Source organism: Pseudomonas sp. 05N433 (assembly GCF_056396925.1).
On record NZ_JBFTML010000001.1, the window covers coordinates 148,756 to 163,964 of the forward strand.

The 15,209-nt window shown below is 60.2% G+C and carries 12 protein-coding genes; 5 read left to right on the forward strand and 7 right to left on the reverse strand.

The genetic code is table 11. The annotated features are described in order from the left end of the window. Window positions 1–41: 41 nt before the first annotated feature. The gene (gene amaB / locus AC1DIS_RS00665; protein ID WP_018928481.1) at window positions 42–1,532 is read right to left on the reverse strand and encodes an L-piperidine-6-carboxylate dehydrogenase; all 1,491 of its coding nucleotides are present in this window, start codon (window positions 1,530–1,532) and stop codon (window positions 42–44) included. Between the two features lie 187 nt (window positions 1,533–1,719). Between amaB and AC1DIS_RS00670 the strand changes: the two genes are divergently transcribed. From AC1DIS_RS00670 to nadE, 3 genes are all read left to right on the forward strand, one after another. Further along, window positions 1,720–2,631, forward strand: a complete 912-nt coding sequence (locus AC1DIS_RS00670) for a LysR family transcriptional regulator (RefSeq protein WP_477780709.1) — start codon at window positions 1,720–1,722, stop codon at window positions 2,629–2,631. 272 nt (window positions 2,632–2,903) lie between these two features. After that, on the forward strand, window positions 2,904–4,130 hold the full coding sequence (pncB, locus tag AC1DIS_RS00675) for a nicotinate phosphoribosyltransferase (protein WP_019650677.1): 1,227 nt from the start codon (window positions 2,904–2,906) through the stop codon (window positions 4,128–4,130). A gap of 4 nt (window positions 4,131–4,134) precedes the next feature. Beyond that, on the forward strand, window positions 4,135–4,962 hold the full coding sequence (nadE, locus tag AC1DIS_RS00680) for an ammonia-dependent NAD(+) synthetase (RefSeq protein WP_018928484.1): 828 nt from the start codon (window positions 4,135–4,137) through the stop codon (window positions 4,960–4,962). 71 nt (window positions 4,963–5,033) lie between these two features. Here the strand turns inward: nadE and azu are convergent, their stop codons facing one another. After that, window positions 5,034–5,480: an azurin gene (azu, locus tag AC1DIS_RS00685; protein ID WP_064616027.1), complete on the reverse strand. Its 447-nt coding sequence runs from the start codon at window positions 5,478–5,480 to the stop codon at window positions 5,034–5,036. Window positions 5,481–5,825: 345 nt separating this feature from the next. Between azu and AC1DIS_RS00690 the strand changes: the two genes are divergently transcribed. Next, entirely contained in the window at window positions 5,826–6,413 is a 588-nt protein-coding gene (locus AC1DIS_RS00690; protein WP_477745541.1) for an LOG family protein, read from the forward strand. 68 nt (window positions 6,414–6,481) lie between these two features. Beyond that, a complete protein-coding gene (locus AC1DIS_RS00695) occupies window positions 6,482–6,673 on the forward strand; it encodes a hypothetical protein (protein WP_018928487.1) in 192 nt (63 codons plus the stop codon). Between the two features lie 129 nt (window positions 6,674–6,802). Here AC1DIS_RS00695 and AC1DIS_RS00700 read toward each other — a convergent pair whose 3' ends face one another. From AC1DIS_RS00700 to AC1DIS_RS00720, 5 genes are all read right to left on the reverse strand, one after another. After that, window positions 6,803–7,693, reverse strand: a complete 891-nt coding sequence (locus tag AC1DIS_RS00700; RefSeq protein ID WP_477780710.1) for a transglutaminase family protein — start codon at window positions 7,691–7,693, stop codon at window positions 6,803–6,805. Then, window positions 7,693–10,179, reverse strand: coding sequence for a circularly permuted type 2 ATP-grasp protein (locus tag AC1DIS_RS00705; RefSeq protein ID WP_477744198.1), 2,487 nt, complete (start codon window positions 10,177–10,179; stop codon window positions 7,693–7,695). The genes AC1DIS_RS00700 and AC1DIS_RS00705 overlap by 1 nt, the downstream gene beginning before the upstream one ends. A gap of 88 nt (window positions 10,180–10,267) precedes the next feature. Beyond that, window positions 10,268–13,543 carry a transglutaminase family protein gene (locus AC1DIS_RS00710; RefSeq protein ID WP_138866700.1) on the reverse strand — a complete coding sequence of 1,092 codons (3,276 nt, stop codon included), beginning with the start codon at window positions 13,541–13,543 and terminating at the stop codon, window positions 10,268–10,270. 188 nt (window positions 13,544–13,731) lie between these two features. Next, window positions 13,732–14,181, reverse strand: coding sequence for a hypothetical protein (locus tag AC1DIS_RS00715; protein ID WP_019582210.1), 450 nt, complete (start codon window positions 14,179–14,181; stop codon window positions 13,732–13,734). Continuing rightward, a complete protein-coding gene (locus AC1DIS_RS00720; RefSeq protein WP_477744199.1) occupies window positions 14,178–15,098 on the reverse strand; it encodes an NAD synthetase in 921 nt (306 codons plus the stop codon). Before AC1DIS_RS00720 ends, AC1DIS_RS00715 begins: the two co-directional genes overlap by 4 nt. Window positions 15,099–15,209: the final 111 nt, after the last annotated feature.

The following is a 15,209-nucleotide window of genomic DNA, read 5'->3' on the forward strand; positions in this document are numbered from 1 at the left end:
AGAGCGTGGGAACGATCGATCAACAGCTTGTCGCTTGCTGCTTAATCGAACGTAATCCCCTGAGCCAACGGCAATTCCAGCGAATAGTTCACGGTGTTGGTCTGGCGGCGCATGTACCCGCGCCATGCATCGGAGCCCGACTCACGACCGCCGCCCGTTTCCTTCTCGCCGCCGAACGCGCCGCCGATTTCCGCGCCGCTCGGGCCGATGTTGACGTTGGCAATGCCGCAATCGCTGCCCACCGCCGACATGAACCGCTCGGCTTCACGCACGTCGGTGGTGAAGATGCACGACGACAGGCCTTGTGGCACGGCGTTGTTCAGGCGCAATGCCTCTTCGAAATCGGTGTAACCGATCACGTACAGAATTGGCGCGAAGGTTTCGTCGCGCACCACATCGCTTTGTTCCGGCATTTCGACGATGGCTGGTGAAACGTAGTAAGCGTTGGGGAATTTGTCTTCCAGCTGACGCTGGCCGCCAAACACCCGGCCGCCTTCGCTCAAGGCTTGCTCCAGCGCGTCCTGCATGTTGTCGAAGCTGTGTTTGTCGATCAGCGGCCCGATCAGGTTGCCTTCCAGTGGATGGCCGATGCGCACCTTGGAGTAAGCGGCTTTCAGGCGGGTGACGATTTCTTCTTTCACCGATTCGTGGGCAATCAGGCGACGCAAGGTGGTGCAACGCTGACCGGCAGTGCCGACGGCGCTAAACAGAATCGCCCGTACGGCCATGTCCAGATCGGCGCTTGGGCCGAGGATCATCGCGTTATTACCGCCCAGTTCCAGAATGCTACGGGCGAAACGTGCGGCGATTTTCGGCGCCACTTCGCGGCCCATGCGGGTGCTGCCGGTAGCGCTGATCAGCGCGACACGCGGGTCATCGACCAGGGCTTCGCCTGCATCGCGACCACCGATGATCACTTGGCTCAGGTGCGGCGGGGCGTCGCTGAAGTTCTTCAGGACACGGTCGAACAGCGCCTGACAGGCCAGCGCGGTCAGCGGGGTTTTCTCCGACGGCTTCCAGATCACCGGGTTGCCGCAGACCAGCGCCAGCGTCGCGTTCCAGGCCCAGACGGCGACCGGGAAGTTGAACGCGCTGATCACGCCGACGATGCCCAGCGGGTGCCAGGTTTCGCGCATGTGGTGGCCAGGGCGCTCGGAGGCGATGGTCAAACCGTACAACTGACGGGACAGACCGACCGCGAAGTCGCAGATGTCGATCATTTCCTGAACTTCACCCAGGCCTTCCTGAGTGATCTTGCCGGCTTCCCAGGAAACCAGCTCACCGAGATCGGCCTTGTACTCGCGCAGGATGTCGCCCAATTGACGAACCAGTTCGCCACGGCGCGGCGCCGGCACCTTGCGCCACAATTCGAACGCATGATCTGCGCGACTGATGTGCTGCTCGACTTCAGCGGCGCCTTCCCAGTTCACGGCGGCAATCCGACTACCGTCGATGGGCGAATGCACCGGCACTTTGCCGTTCTGGTACAGGGCCGGGTTCACACCAAGACGATCAAGCAATGCGGCAACCATGGGTCACTCCTCGAGCAGAAACAGAAAACGTGCAGCCGGATTTATTCGACTGATCTGACCTGTAGTTTTAGCGCTCCCGAGGTTCTCCAACAAACGACGATTAAGCGAGATATCATTCCGTTTATTCATGCTGCGAATCTGCCGGTAACACGCGTGCCACGTAGAGAGACAAGAACAAGGAGAACCGATGCTGAATAAACGCTACTTGCCGTCGATCACTGCGCTGCAGTGTTTCGAGGCCGTGACCCGGCATTTGAGCTTCACCCGCGCCRCCGAAGAGCTGAACCTGACCCAGAGCGCCGTGAGCAAACAGGTCGCGCAACTCGAAGAGTTGTTGCAGCACCTGTTGTTCCGCCGGGTGCGCCGACGCCTGCAAATGACCCCCGCTGGCGATTTGTATTTGGTGGAGGTGCGAAAAATCCTCACCCAAGTCGAAATGTCGACCCATTACCTGCGTTCCTACGGCGGAGACACCGAAGTCTTGCGCGTCTCCACGCCTCCGACCTTCGGCGCGCGCTGGCTGGTGCCACGCTTGAAAGGCTGGCGCCTGCGTCATCCGTCAATCCATCTGGACCTGTGCAGCGAACAGGAAGCCGACGACCTGCTGCAAGGTCGTAGCGACCTGGCGTTCTACTTCGGCCAGGGCTCACGGCCCGGCACCGAATGCCTGAAGCTGTTCGGCGAAGAGCTTGTTCCTGTGTGCGCCCCGGGCAGTCTGCCGGACACGCCGTTCACCGATCCGACCCAACTCACCGACCTGGTCCTGCTGCAAAACGCTTCCCGCCCCCAGGCCTGGCACGATTGGTTCGACAGCCAGGGCTACCACACCGAACACAGCTACCACGGCCCGCGTTTCGAAACGTTCTATATGTGCATCCGCGCCGCCCAAGTCGGCTGTGGTGTAGCGTTGCTACCGAAGTTTCTGGTGGAAGAGGAATTGGCCGACGGCAAGTTGGTCATTCCCTGGCAGCATGCAATGCCCAGCACCGACGCCTATTACCTGGCGTATCCGGAGCACTCGGCGGAAGTGCCCAAGGTGCGGGATTTTGTGAAGTGGATGCTGGAGCAGATGGACAATCCGAATGCACCGCAAAGTTGAAATATCACGCAAAACTCTGTGGCGAGGGGGCTTGCCCCCGTTGGGTCGCGTAGCGACCCCAAAACCTGCAATCGCGGTCCCTCAGACAGATCGCGCATGCGAAATTTACGACTGCTGCGCAGCCGAACGGGGACAAGCCCCCTCGCCACGGAAATCTCTAGCGTCTAAAAAATTGCTGGCAATCCTCACCGCTGATATGCGCCACTAGCCCCATTCATTGAAACAGCTGCAACGTCGCTGCCACGGGCCGCGACCCGCCTGGAGACCCCGTTATGAGCGAGAGTGTGTTTGCCGATCGCATCGTGCAGAACCTGCTCGACACCGACTTCTACAAACTGACGATGATGCAGGCGGTGCTGCACAACTACCCTAACGTGGAAGTCGAATGGGAGTTTCGTTGCCGTAACAGCGAGGATCTGCGCCCATACCTGGCGGAGATCCGTTTCCAGATCGAGCGCCTGGCCGAGTTGAGCCTGAGCGCCGATCAGTTGAGCTTCCTGGAGCGCATCAGCTTCCTGAAACCGGACTTCCTGCGCTTTCTCGGGCTGTTCCGTTTCAATCTGCGCTATATCCACACCGGCATTGAAAACGGCGAGTTGTTCATCCGCCTGCGCGGGCCGTGGCTGCACGTGATTCTGTTCGAAGTGCCGTTGCTGGCCATGGTCAGCGAAGTGCGCAACCGCTATCGCTACCGGGAAATCGTCCTGGAACAGGCCCGTGAGCAGCTCTATCGCAAGTTCGACTGGTTGACCGCCAACGCCAGCACCGATGAATTGTCCGAGTTGCAGGTAGCCGATTTCGGCACTCGCCGGCGCTTCTCGTATCGCGTGCAGGAAGAAGTGGTAAACGTGCTCAAGCACGACTTCCCCGGTCGCTTCGTCGGCACCAGCAACGTGCATCTGTCCCGCGAGCTGGATATGAAGCCGCTGGGCACCATGGCCCACGAATGGATCATGGCCCACCAGCAACTCGGTCCGCGGTTGATCGACAGCCAGATCGCCGCCCTCGACTGCTGGGTCCGCGAGTACCGTGGCCTGCTGGGGATCGCCCTGACCGACTGCATCACTTCCGATGCGTTTCTCGGCGATTTCGACCTGTTCTTTGCCAAGCTCTTCGACGGCTTGCGTCACGACTCCGGTGACCCGGTGCTCTGGGCGGAAAAGGCCATCGCCCACTATCACAAGCTGGGCATCGACCCGATGAGCAAGACCCTGGTGTTTTCCGACAGCCTGACGTTGCCCAAGTCTCTGGAGATTTTTCGGGCGTTACGTGGTCGGATCAATGTCAGTTTCGGCATCGGCACTAACCTGACCTGCGATATTCCGGGTGTCGAACCGATGAGCATCGTGCTTAAAATGACTGCATGCAACGGCCAACCGGTGGCCAAGATTTCTGATGAGCCTGGCAAGACTCACTGCAAAGACCCGAATTTCGTCGCCTATTTGCGACACGTTTTCCAAGTACCTGCCACCCTTTCCAGTACATCAAGCAAGGAGTGAATTCATGCAAGCCGTACAGCGTGAGATTGCTGAACAGCTCAAGGTCCAACCGCCGTTCGTGGATCAACTCGCCCTTGAGGCTGAAGTCGCCCGGCGAATCACCTTCATTCAGGATTGCCTGGTCAATTCCGGGCTCAAGACCCTGGTGCTCGGTATCAGCGGCGGCGTCGATTCCCTGACCGCCGGCCTACTGGCCCAACGCGCCATCCGTGAACTGCGTGAGCGTACCGGTGATAACAGCTACAAGTTCATCGCCGTGCGCCTGCCGTACCAGACGCAGTTCGATGAACACGATGCCCAGGCCTCGGTGGACTTCATCGCCCCGGACGAACGCCACACGGTGAACATCGGCCCCGCAGTCAAATCCCTGGCCGGCGAAGTGGCAGCCTTCGAAGGCAAAGAGGCCGTCTGGGTGGATTTCGTATTGGGCAATACCAAGGCGCGGATGCGCATGGTCGCGCAATACACCATCGCCGGTGCGGCTCATGGCCTGGTGATCGGCACCGACCACGCGGCAGAAGCCGTGATGGGTTTCTTCACCAAGTTCGGTGACGGCGCCTGCGACCTCGCACCGCTGAGCGGCCTGGTGAAAAACCAGGTCCGGGCGATTGCCCGCAGCTTCGGCGCGCCAGAGTCGCTGGTGGAGAAAATCCCGACCGCCGACCTCGAAGACCTGTCGCCGGGCAAACCGGACGAAGCATCCCACGGCGTGACCTACGCCGAGATCGACGCCTTCCTGCACGGCGAACCGGTGCGCGAGGAAGCGTTCAAGATCATTTGTGATACGTACAAGAAAACACATCACAAGCGTGTGATGCCGTTCGCGCCTTGATTCTGTCCCCTGTAGAAATGAGCACAAAAAAAGCGTCCCGGGTGGACGCTTTTTTTATGCGTTTGAATCGATTACTTCAGTGTAACCGTGCCTTTCATCATCGAGATGTGGCCCGGGAACGAGCAGAAGAAGCCGTATTTTTCGGCTGCATTGAGCTTCGACACATCGATGGTCAGAGAGTCCTTTTCGCCAGCGCCGATGACTTTGGTGTGAGCGATGACACGGGTATCACCTTCTTTCAGGTAATTCTTGTCGATGCCAGCCGACAGGCCGTCGGTGGCGATCGGCTGCATGTCAGCCTCTTTGCTGATCACCAGGTTATGGCCCATGACGTTTTTTGGCAGGCTGCCGGAGTGGGTCAGTTCAACGGTGAAGGTCTTGCAGCTTTTGTCGATTTCAATGGCCTTGGTGTTGAAGGACATCTGATCGGTGGAGTCGATGGTCGTTTTGCACTCGGCAGCCATCAATTGGCTGCTGGCCAGTGTCAGCAGGGATACCGCAACAAGTTTGGCAAACATGGTGAATCTCCAAGGCAGGGTTAACAAAAGTGCGAATGGACAGAAGACTGCCTGAAATCTTCGCAAGTTCCTATGACCTGAATCAAAAATTGTATACAACTTTCGGGCTATGACCCCCATCGAAACAATCTACCAGCCAGACGTCTGGGACGGCCCTATCATCAGGGCCATCATTACTCACCTGGAGCGCCTGTCATGTCTTTCAGCAGCTTGTTGAGCAGTTTGTTGGCCGCCTACGCCTGTGGCGCCAGTGGCACTTACGAAACACCTGAACGCGCGGTTTAACCCTTGGAACGATGCGAGCCTGCCTTTACTCTGTGGTCCTGATTGACCATGGAGCAAGGCATGTCTTTAACGTCCGTTTGTGTATTTTGCGGTGCCAGCACCGGCACCAATCCGGCTTATCGTGAGGCGGCTGTCGCCCTGGGGCGAGCATTGGCCGAGCGCAATCTGACCCTGGTCTATGGCGGGGGCGCCGTCGGGCTGATGGGAATTGTGGCAGATGCCGCACTGGCGGCCGGCGGCGAAGTGATCGGGATCATTCCGCAGAGCCTCAAGGACAAGGAAATCGGCCACAGCGGCCTGACCCGCCTGGAAGTGGTCGACGGCATGCATGCGCGCAAGGCGCGAATGGCCGAGCTCAGCGATGCCTTCATTGCCCTGCCAGGCGGTCTGGGCACGCTGGAAGAGCTGTTCGAAGTCTGGACCTGGGGCCAGCTCGGTTATCACGGCAAACCGCTGGGTTTGCTGGAAGTGAACGGTTTCTACAGCAAGTTGACGTCTTTTCTCGATCATATCGTCGGCGAAGGCTTCGTTCGCGGGCAGCACCGTGACATGCTGCAAATGAGCGAATCACCGCAAACCCTGCTCGATGCACTGGACGCCTGGCAACCCTCGGTACCGCCAAAATGGACCGAGCAAAAACCCAGCTAACGGCTCGGTGCCGATACAGGGCAGAATATGCGCCGCTCAACCTCACCTTCGACCCCAGAGGATCGCCCATGGCTAAACCTAATTATTCCTTCGCCAAACGTCAGAGAGACTTGGCCAAGGAGCAGAAGAAAGAGGAAAAGCTTCAGCGCAAGAAAGCTACAGCTGAAGAAGAAGCAGCAGCACTGAACCCGGATGCAGAAGGTGAAGTGGCGGCAGAAGATGATGTTGAAGCACCGAAAGATCAGGCGCCCGACGCCTGAGACCCTCAGGGCCCGATGATCTGATCAGGCCCACCGGATCTGTGTCCAGGGTCAGCAACGATGTTGCTGGCCCTCACAGGCCAATTTGAAACTCTCCTCCAAAAAACACATTCCCGCATGGGGTCTGCGCTATTCCAATGGCATCACTGTCACCCGAACTTCGGGATCATGGCTGCCACCGCCCAGAATCACCCCGCGCAACGGCGACACATCGGAAAAGTCCCGGCCCCAGGCCAGGGTGATGTGCTCCAGCGCCGGTTGCACATTGTTGGTCGGGTCAAAATCCACCCAACCCAGCACCGGGCAAAACACCGACACCCACGCATGCGACGCATCGGCGCCGATCAGCCGCGGCTGGCCCGGTGGGGGCTGTGTCAGCAGATAGCCGCTGATATACCGCRCCGCCAACCCACGGGAGCGCAGGCACGCGAGCATCAAATGCGCGAAGTCCTGGCAAACCCCACGACGCCTCTCCAGCACTTCCACCAGCGGCGTCGCCACTTGGGTCGCCTCGGCGTCGAAGGTGAACTCGCTGAAGATCTTCTCCATCAACGCTTGAACACCCAGCAGCAATGGCCGGCCAGCAGGAAAGCAACTTTCGGAGAACTCGACGAAACTGCGTTTCAAATGCACGTAGGGCGATTCGAAGCGGTAACGGCAGGCTTCCAGCAACGCAGGCAAGAGTGGCTGACTGCTGTAGGTCAGCGCGTTGCAGGTCGCTTCCCAGGCCGGCGATTGATTGAAGTCCAGTGACGGCCGTTCCAGCACTTCGACGGTGAGCCGAGCGTTGACCAGCAACTCATCGTGGGGGCGCTCGAACGCCAACCGGGTCAGCGGATTGCCGAACACATCCAGCTCATCCCGGCGTGAAGTCGGCTGGGGACTGATCTGCAACTGCTGCTCGGTGCAGCGCTGCCAGGCACAGGCCCGCGGCCACAGATGTGCCAGTTGCTGGGCCAGGGACACCGGGCTGTCGTAGTGATAATGGGTGTCGTGGAAGATCTGGTAATGGGCACTCATCAGACGGACACCGTGCGCTGGCTGACATCATCGACATGGGCGAAATGGCGCAAGGCCAGGCGATCCGACACCTGTCCGCTGGCATCGGCAATCTCTTGCAGCAGATCCGCCAGCCCCTCTACGGCGGCATGAACACTGGCCTCGCCGAACAGCGAGTTCTCCAGGCAGCCCAGATCGAAGTGCGCCAGCCGCTCCACCAACTGCAGCAGACCTGTTTCGCGCGGCGCGCCGAAGTCGTCATTCAAGCGCTTCAACGTACGGGTCACCAGTTTCAACTGGAACAGCACCGCGTGCGGGTTTTGTTCATCGAGCAGCAACAGGTCGAGCACCGGGATCAATTGCGCCACCGCCAGGTACCGCGAGCGGTAGGTGATGCTGCTGTTACCCAGTTCCAGCAGCCATTCCAGCCCGGCCTGATCGAAAGCCCCGGCACCGCGCAAAAACGCCGCCAGACTGCCGCTGAGAAATTGCAGCCGTTCGATCCGCCGACCGATCATCAGGAAACGCCAGCCTTCGTCCCGGGTCATGTCGTCGAGGGCAAAGCCGGACAGCGCCGCCAGCGACATTACCAACCGGTTGAGGAAGTCCAGCAACTCGCCGAAATCCGGCTCTTCGGTTTCCAGCTCCATGGCCTCGCGCTGCAACTCCACCAGCGCTTGCCAGTTCTCTCGCGAGAGCTTGCCGCGTACTTGCGACGCCGCCCACTGCAAACGCTGTAGATTGGAACGCAGGCTGAACGGCCAATCATCGCCGAGCAGCGCCGCCAGCAATCGCTGCGGCAACTCACCCTCCTCCGGCAACAGATTCAGGCGTTCACCGAGATCGACCGCCGCCTCCAGGGCTTGCGGGTCATCGCCATCGACATAGCGCGCGAGCATGACCCGCAGCAGCCGCGCGCTGTCATCGCAGCGCTCGCAATAACGGCCGAACCAGAACAGGTTCTCGACCACCCGCGATGGCAGATACGGATCACGACGTACCAGATCGTGAACGCCAATGTTGCGCTGGGCTTTCCATTGTTCGCCGCTGGGTGGGCGATCGCCCAACACCCAGGTGTCTTTGCTCGCGCCACCGCGTTGCATCGACACCGCTTCGGCATCGGCCTCGGCGGCAACCCGGGTCAGGCCACCGGGCAGCACTCGATAACCCTCCCGACTGGCCACCGCATACACGCGCATGCCGATGGCTCGCGGTTGCAACTGTCCGCCTTCGGCCTGCCAGATCGGCGCCTGGGACAGTTGCGCCAATTCTTGCGCAACATAGGCATAAGGCCGTGCCTGCATGCGCTCAGCCAGAGCCTGGCGCTGTTTTTCACTCAAATCACGCCCAAACACCGGTGCAAAGCTCTGCGACGGAAACGCCGGCTTGATCAACAGCTCCGGCAGTTTTTCCAGGGCCTGGGCCAGCACCGGCGCTTCGCCGCACCACCAAGTTGCGATGGACGGCAGGATCAACTCTTCACCGAACAGGAATTGATTGATTTTCGGCAGGAAGCCCAGCAAACCCGGCGACTCCAGCACACCGCTGCCGAGGGCGTTGGCCACCAGCACCCGGCCCTGACGCACCGCTTCGAGCAGCCCCGGCACGCCAAGGGCCGAGTCGGTGCGCAGCTCCAGCGGGTCGCAGAAATCATCGTCGAGCCGACGCATGATCGCGTGAACCCGGCGCAACCCGCTCAAGGTTTTCAGATAGACCGTGGCATCGCGCACGGTCAGATCACCGCCTTCCACCAGTGGATAACCGAGCTGACGAGCCAGGTACAAGTGCTCAAAATAGCTTTCGTTGAAACGCCCCGGTGTCAGCAGGACCACCAGCGGCGCTTCATCGTCGCTCGGCGCCTGCCGGGCGAGTGTTTCCTGAAGTGTGCGGAAGAACCCGGCCAGGTGCCGCACCTTCAAGTCGCGATACAACTCGGGGAAGGCCCGGGACACGATGGTGCGGTTTTCCAGGGCGTAACCGGCACCGGAGGGTGCTTGAGTCCGGTCGGCGGTCACCCACCAGCGACCGTCAGGCGTGCGCGCCAAATCCACGGCATACAGATGCAGAAAGGCCCCGTCGGGCGGTGCGATGCCCTGGCAAGGCCAGAGGAAGTTGTTATGACCGAACACCAGTTCAGCCGGCAGCAGGCCTTCGGCGATCAAGCGTTGAGGACCGTACAGGTCCGCCAGCACAGCATTGAGCAAACGCGCCCGTTGAGCGATCCCGGCCGAAAGCTGCTGCCACTCATCGGCTGCAATCACATGAGGCAACAAATCCAGCTCCCATGGCCGATCAGCGCCCTTGGGGTCGGCGTAGACGTTGTAGGTCACGCCGTTTTCCTGAATCTGTCGGGTCAGCAGCGCCTGACGCTGCACCAGTTGCGCTGGCGTGCTGCGTTGCAATTGATCGAACAGCCGCCGCCAGTGCGGGCGCACGGCGCCGCTGTTGTCGAGCAGTTCGTGATAGGTGCCCGCAGTCAACGGGTAGCAGTCAAGCAGGTCAGGCATGGAAAGCTCGTCAGACAGCAAAGAACGGTCAGACTAACGCAGGCTCATGACGCCCGGATAGACGAAAAATCCGAGCGTCGCGTACGGTTTAAAAGCGTCGCAAATCGAGTGTCATCGGCAGCTCGTCGTTGATTTCCAGTTTCGGTACAGGAAGTTTCCCAGGCGTGTGTCCGATGCGGAAGAAACGCGCCATCCGCCGGCTCTCGGCTTCATTGGCGTTCACCGGCAGGCTGTCGTAGTTGCGCCCGCCCGGATGGGCGACGTGGTACTGACAACCACCCAGCGAACGCCCCATCCAGGTGTCGAGCAAGTCGAACACCAGCGGTGCGTGGACCGGGATAGTCGGTTGCAGACAGTTGTACGGTTGCCAGGCACGGAAACGTACACCGGCGACGAACTCGCCGACCCGACCGGTAGGTTGCAACGGCACCGGGATGCCATTGCAGGTCAGCAGATAACGTTGCGGCGGCAACCCCGTCAGCTTGACCTGCAAACGTTCCAGGGACGAATCCACATAACGCACCGTACCGCCCGCGCTGCCCTCTTCGCCCAACACATGCCAGGGCTCCAGCGCCTGACGCAATTCCAGTTCGATACCGCTGACGGCGTAGTCGCCGACCTTGGGAAAACGGAACTCCAGATGCGCCGCGAACCACTCTGCCTGCACCGGATAACCGGCGGCATTCAGGTCGACGATCACATCGGCGAAATCCTGCTCGATAAAGTGCGGCAGCAAGAACCGGTCGTGCAGTTCGGTGCCCCAGCGCGCCAGTTTCGGCGGTGCATAAGGCTCGCGCCAGAACCGCGCCACCAGCGCCCGCAACAACAACTGCTGAGCCAGGCTCATGCGCGCATGGGGCGGCATTTCAAAGGCTCGCAGTTCCAGCAAGCCAAGGCGTCCGGTGGCGCCGTCCGGTGAATAGAGTTTGTCGATGCAGAACTCGGCGCGGTGGGTGTTGCCAGTCACGTCGATCAGCAAATTGCGCAACAAGCGATCCACCAGCCATGGTGGGCATTCTTCGCCCGGCTCCGGCATCTGGGCGAAGGCGATTTCCAGTTCATACAGCGAATCGTTGCGCGCTTCGTCCACCCGCGGTGCCTGGGATGTCGGGCCGATGAACAGCCCGGAAAACAGGTAGGACAAGGACGGGTGGTTATGCCAGTAGCTGATCAGGCTGCGCAGCAGGTCGGGACGGCGCAGAAACGGTGAGTCAGCCGGGGTCGCGCCCCCCAGGACGAAATGGTTACCGCCGCCGGTGCCGGTGTGCCGGCCGTCGATCATGAATTTCTCGGTGGTCAGCCGGGTCTGGCGCGCCTCTTCGTAAAGAAACTCGGTACGTTCCACCAACTCGTCCCAGGTAGCGGACGGCTGGACGTTGACCTCGATCACACCCGGATCCGGGGTAATGCGGAAGTTGCTCAGGCGCGGATCGCTCGGCGGTTCATAGCCTTCCAGCAATACCGGGCAATGCAGTTCCTCGGCGGTGGCTTCGATGGCGGCGACCAGTTCCAGGTAGTCCTCGACCCGCTCCAGTGGCGGCATGAACAGGTACAACCGACCTTCACGTGCTTCGGCGCAGAACGCGGTGCGGGTCAGCCAGTCGGCGGACTGGTCGATCTCGGGCACACGTTCGTCGGCCGTTTTCGGTTGAGCGTGATTCCGTAGCTGGTCGGTGTCCGGTAGCGCCGGGAAATCCTGATTCGGGTCCGTGGGATGAATGAATGGGTACTCCGCAGCTTTCACCCAAGGCTGCGAACCGAGCGGCAAGCGATAACCCAGTGGCGAATCCCCCGGCACCAACCGGCAGTGTTCCTCGCGCAGGTACCAGCGACCGCTCTGCCATTGATCGCCCTTGGCGGTGCGCGCCAGCGGCAGGACCTGACCGATGACCTTGTCCAGGCCTTGGCTGAAGACTTTGCGCAGGCGCGCACGCTCCAGAGGTTCTTCCAGGCGTGAGTCTTCGGCGCTGACGTTCTGCGGCAACGTTCCTTCACGCCAGAGGTAATAGAAATTGTCTTCGTAGGCCGGGAACACAAAGCGTGTCGGAATTTTCAAGCGTTCGGCGACACTCGCCAGGAAACGCCCGGCCAGTTCGCCATCGGCGCCGTAATCTTCCCGCTCGTCGGCAATCAGCGCGCTGTTGTGCCAGATCGGCACGCCATCGCGGCGCCAATAGCAGTTCAGCGACCAGCGCGGCAGTTGCTCGCCGGGGTACCACTTGCCCTGACCGAAATGCACCAGGCCCTTGGGCGCGTAATGCTTGCGCATGCGCTGGAACAGTTCGGCTGACAGCCGACGCTTGTCTGGCCCGAGCGCGGCAGTGTTCCACTCGGCGCCGTCCGGGTCATCGATGGAAACGAACGTCGGCTCGCCGCCCATGGTCAGGCGCACGTCACCTTCGAGCAAATCAGCATCGATCTGCCGGCCCAATGCCTGAATCGCCAGCCATTGGTCTTCGGTGTAGGGTTTGGTAACCCTTGGCGCTTCCCAAATCCGCTCGACCGACATTTCGTGGGTGAATTCGCACTCGCACGGTTCCACCAAACCACTGATCGGTGCCGCAGAGGATGGGTCGGGGCTGCACGCCAACGGAATGTGTCCTTCACCGGCAAACAACCCTGAGGTTGCGTCCAGGCCGATCCAGCCGGCACCGGGCAAATAGACTTCGCACCAGGCATGCAGGTCAGTGAAATCCACTTCGGTACCCGAGGGACCGTCGAGGCTTTTGACGTCGGCGGTCAGCTGGATCAGGTAACCGGAGACGAATCGCGCCGCCAGGCCGAGGTTGCGCAGCAATTGCACCAGCAACCACGCCGAGTCGCGGCAGGAGCCGGAGGCCTGTTCGAGGGTGTATTCCGGAGTCTGTACGCCCGGCTCCATTCGAATCAGGTAACCGATGTCTTCGCTCAGGCGCTGGTTGATCGCGACGAGGAAATCCACGCTGGGCAGCGGCGTGCGGTCGATGCCGTCCAGATAGGCCTTGAATGTCGGCGTCAGCGGCAAGGTTTCCAGGTACGGCGCCAGCTCTTTGCGCTCATCCGCTGCATAGGCGAAAGGGATCTTCTCGGCGTAGGGCTCGAGGAAGAAGTCGAAGGGATTGAAGACTGCCATCTCGGCCAGCAGGTCGACCTCGATCCTCAGTTCATCGGTTTTCTCCGGGAACACCAACCGCGCCAGGTAATTGCCCTGAGGGTCTTGTTGCCAGTTGATGAAATGCTGCTCGGGCGAGACTTTCAGCGCATAGGACAGTATCCGCGTGCGGCTGTGGGCAGCCGGGCGCAGGCGAACGATCTGCGGACCGAGCTCGACGGCGCGGTCGTAGCGGTAATGCGTGACGTGATGCAATGCGACATGAATCGACACGGCGGCCTCCTGCGAGCCAGGGCATAGACACAAAGCGCGCAAGACTTATGCCAGAGCGGCGGTCATTGCGCTTTATCAACAGACCCGGTGCAGTACAGCACCAAAACGGCGCCGTGGCCGCGGTTATGGTGCGAGAGTTGCACATATTTGTGGCGCACGTGTGAAGGGCGGGGCCCGAATCTACCCAACTAACGGGCTTTGTGCTTTGCAATAACAGCTTGGCGCAAGTGACGTACTTCAAGCAGCTTCTGGCGCATCTCGCGGTGACGCTTGCTGTTGAGCAGCAATAGCGCCAGCAATGGGAACAACAACGTCACAGCATAAGTCAGGGGATGCACCTCATATGCAATGGTGGGCAATACCCCAAGAAAACAAAGGGCCAGAAGCACAACCAGAGGCCGCACCCAATGCGGACGACCGCGCGCGACCATGAAATGGCAGTGCACGACAATGAGGGTCAGCGCGATCCCCCCGAAAAACGAGTACTTGGTGTTGTCAGCCAACGGAAGGCTTCGAAAATAGCTTTCGAAAAACAAAGGCACCGCAAAGACCAGGGTAAAAATTGACGCGAATATTGCCCCCATGAAGACCGGGAAATACTTCGATAGAAAATTGCGAATGCTGGGCAGCTCATTCATTGCTCAGCCTCCTCGTACAGACCTACGGCAATGGTGCGGACATTCCCCGAAATTGCACTGCCGGTAAAACCGATAGCGGCGCCCAAGGCGTCTTTTATCTGAGTGACCGTTGCATTCTTGACCTCGGTGGGTGTGAAACGCTTGGGCAATTCGCCCGACAACTGCTTCAACTTGATCATCTTCGACGTCAAGCGCGGGTCGTTGATGCTCAATAGTTCTTTGGTCAGTTTGGCACGCTCCTGTCGATTCAGCCCCCTGAGCACTTCCCTGACACTTTTCCCGGTCGTGGCCTTATTCAGCCTGACCAGTTTGAGCGCTGTCAGCGTGGATGCGCCTACCCCGACCAAGGACGCAGCATCCAGCGCAATCATGGTGTACTGGTACCACTCTTCGCTGTCGAGCTCATCGTTACGGGCGGGGTTGACGATCTCATTGCGGGTCCGATAGCCGCTGGCAAAACACTGCACTGAGCTGGCAGCCGCAGCGGTATAACCGAGCGCAGCGACCACCGTACTTGCCCCTGCCGAAAACGGAATAGCCACGGAACCACTGAGCACTACGATCCAGCCGATCACTGCACCCGCGCACGATAAGCTGGTGTTGACTGCCTCACCAACCAGGCGCGATTCGCGCGGATTGTCCTGCACCTGCTGGGCGAATTGCGCAGGCGCAATGTACTTCTGCGCCTCGCGCAAAATGATCCGCTTGGGCTTGATGCTGCAAATCGGCTTGAACTCGCGCAGGGTCACTACGTTGAACTCAGCGTCAATGTACACCACGCCCGCGCCGACGATTCCGGGGTCGGCGTCAATGGCGGCGAACAGGCGTAGCAGGTTGATCTGGCTTTCGATGCGTTGGCGGGCCATGAACTGGGAGGGGCTGTAATCCATGCCGATGCCCGGTAAGGGGTTGCTCATGTGAATCGTCCTTGAGAATCGGGGGTGAGATCTTTATTGCCCGTGCCGCCGTCATCGCGGGCGAGCCCGGCTCCCACAGGATTGGGCGTTATACAGGGAAATCGGTTGTCC

What these genes read in the sequence shown, in the direction of transcription:
- amaB (WP_018928481.1), bottom strand. Translation starts at nt 1,532, where the DNA reads ATGGTTGCCGCATTGCTTGATCGTCTTGGTGTGAACCCGGCCCTGTAC.
- pncB (WP_019650677.1), top strand. Translation starts at nt 2,904, where the DNA reads ATGAGCGAGAGTGTGTTTGCCGATCGCATCGTGCAGAACCTGCTCGAC.
- nadE (WP_018928484.1), top strand. Translation starts at nt 4,135, where the DNA reads ATGCAAGCCGTACAGCGTGAGATTGCTGAACAGCTCAAGGTCCAACCG.
- azu (WP_064616027.1), bottom strand. Translation starts at nt 5,480, where the DNA reads ATGTTTGCCAAACTTGTTGCGGTATCCCTGCTGACACTGGCCAGCAGC.
- AC1DIS_RS00690 (WP_477745541.1), top strand. Translation starts at nt 5,826, where the DNA reads ATGTCTTTAACGTCCGTTTGTGTATTTTGCGGTGCCAGCACCGGCACC.
- AC1DIS_RS00695 (WP_018928487.1), top strand. Translation starts at nt 6,482, where the DNA reads ATGGCTAAACCTAATTATTCCTTCGCCAAACGTCAGAGAGACTTGGCC.
- AC1DIS_RS00705 (WP_477744198.1), bottom strand. Translation starts at nt 10,179, where the DNA reads ATGCCTGACCTGCTTGACTGCTACCCGTTGACTGCGGGCACCTATCAC.
- AC1DIS_RS00715 (WP_019582210.1), bottom strand. Translation starts at nt 14,181, where the DNA reads ATGAATGAGCTGCCCAGCATTCGCAATTTTCTATCGAAGTATTTCCCG.
- AC1DIS_RS00720 (WP_477744199.1), bottom strand. Translation starts at nt 15,098, where the DNA reads ATGAGCAACCCCTTACCGGGCATCGGCATGGATTACAGCCCCTCCCAG.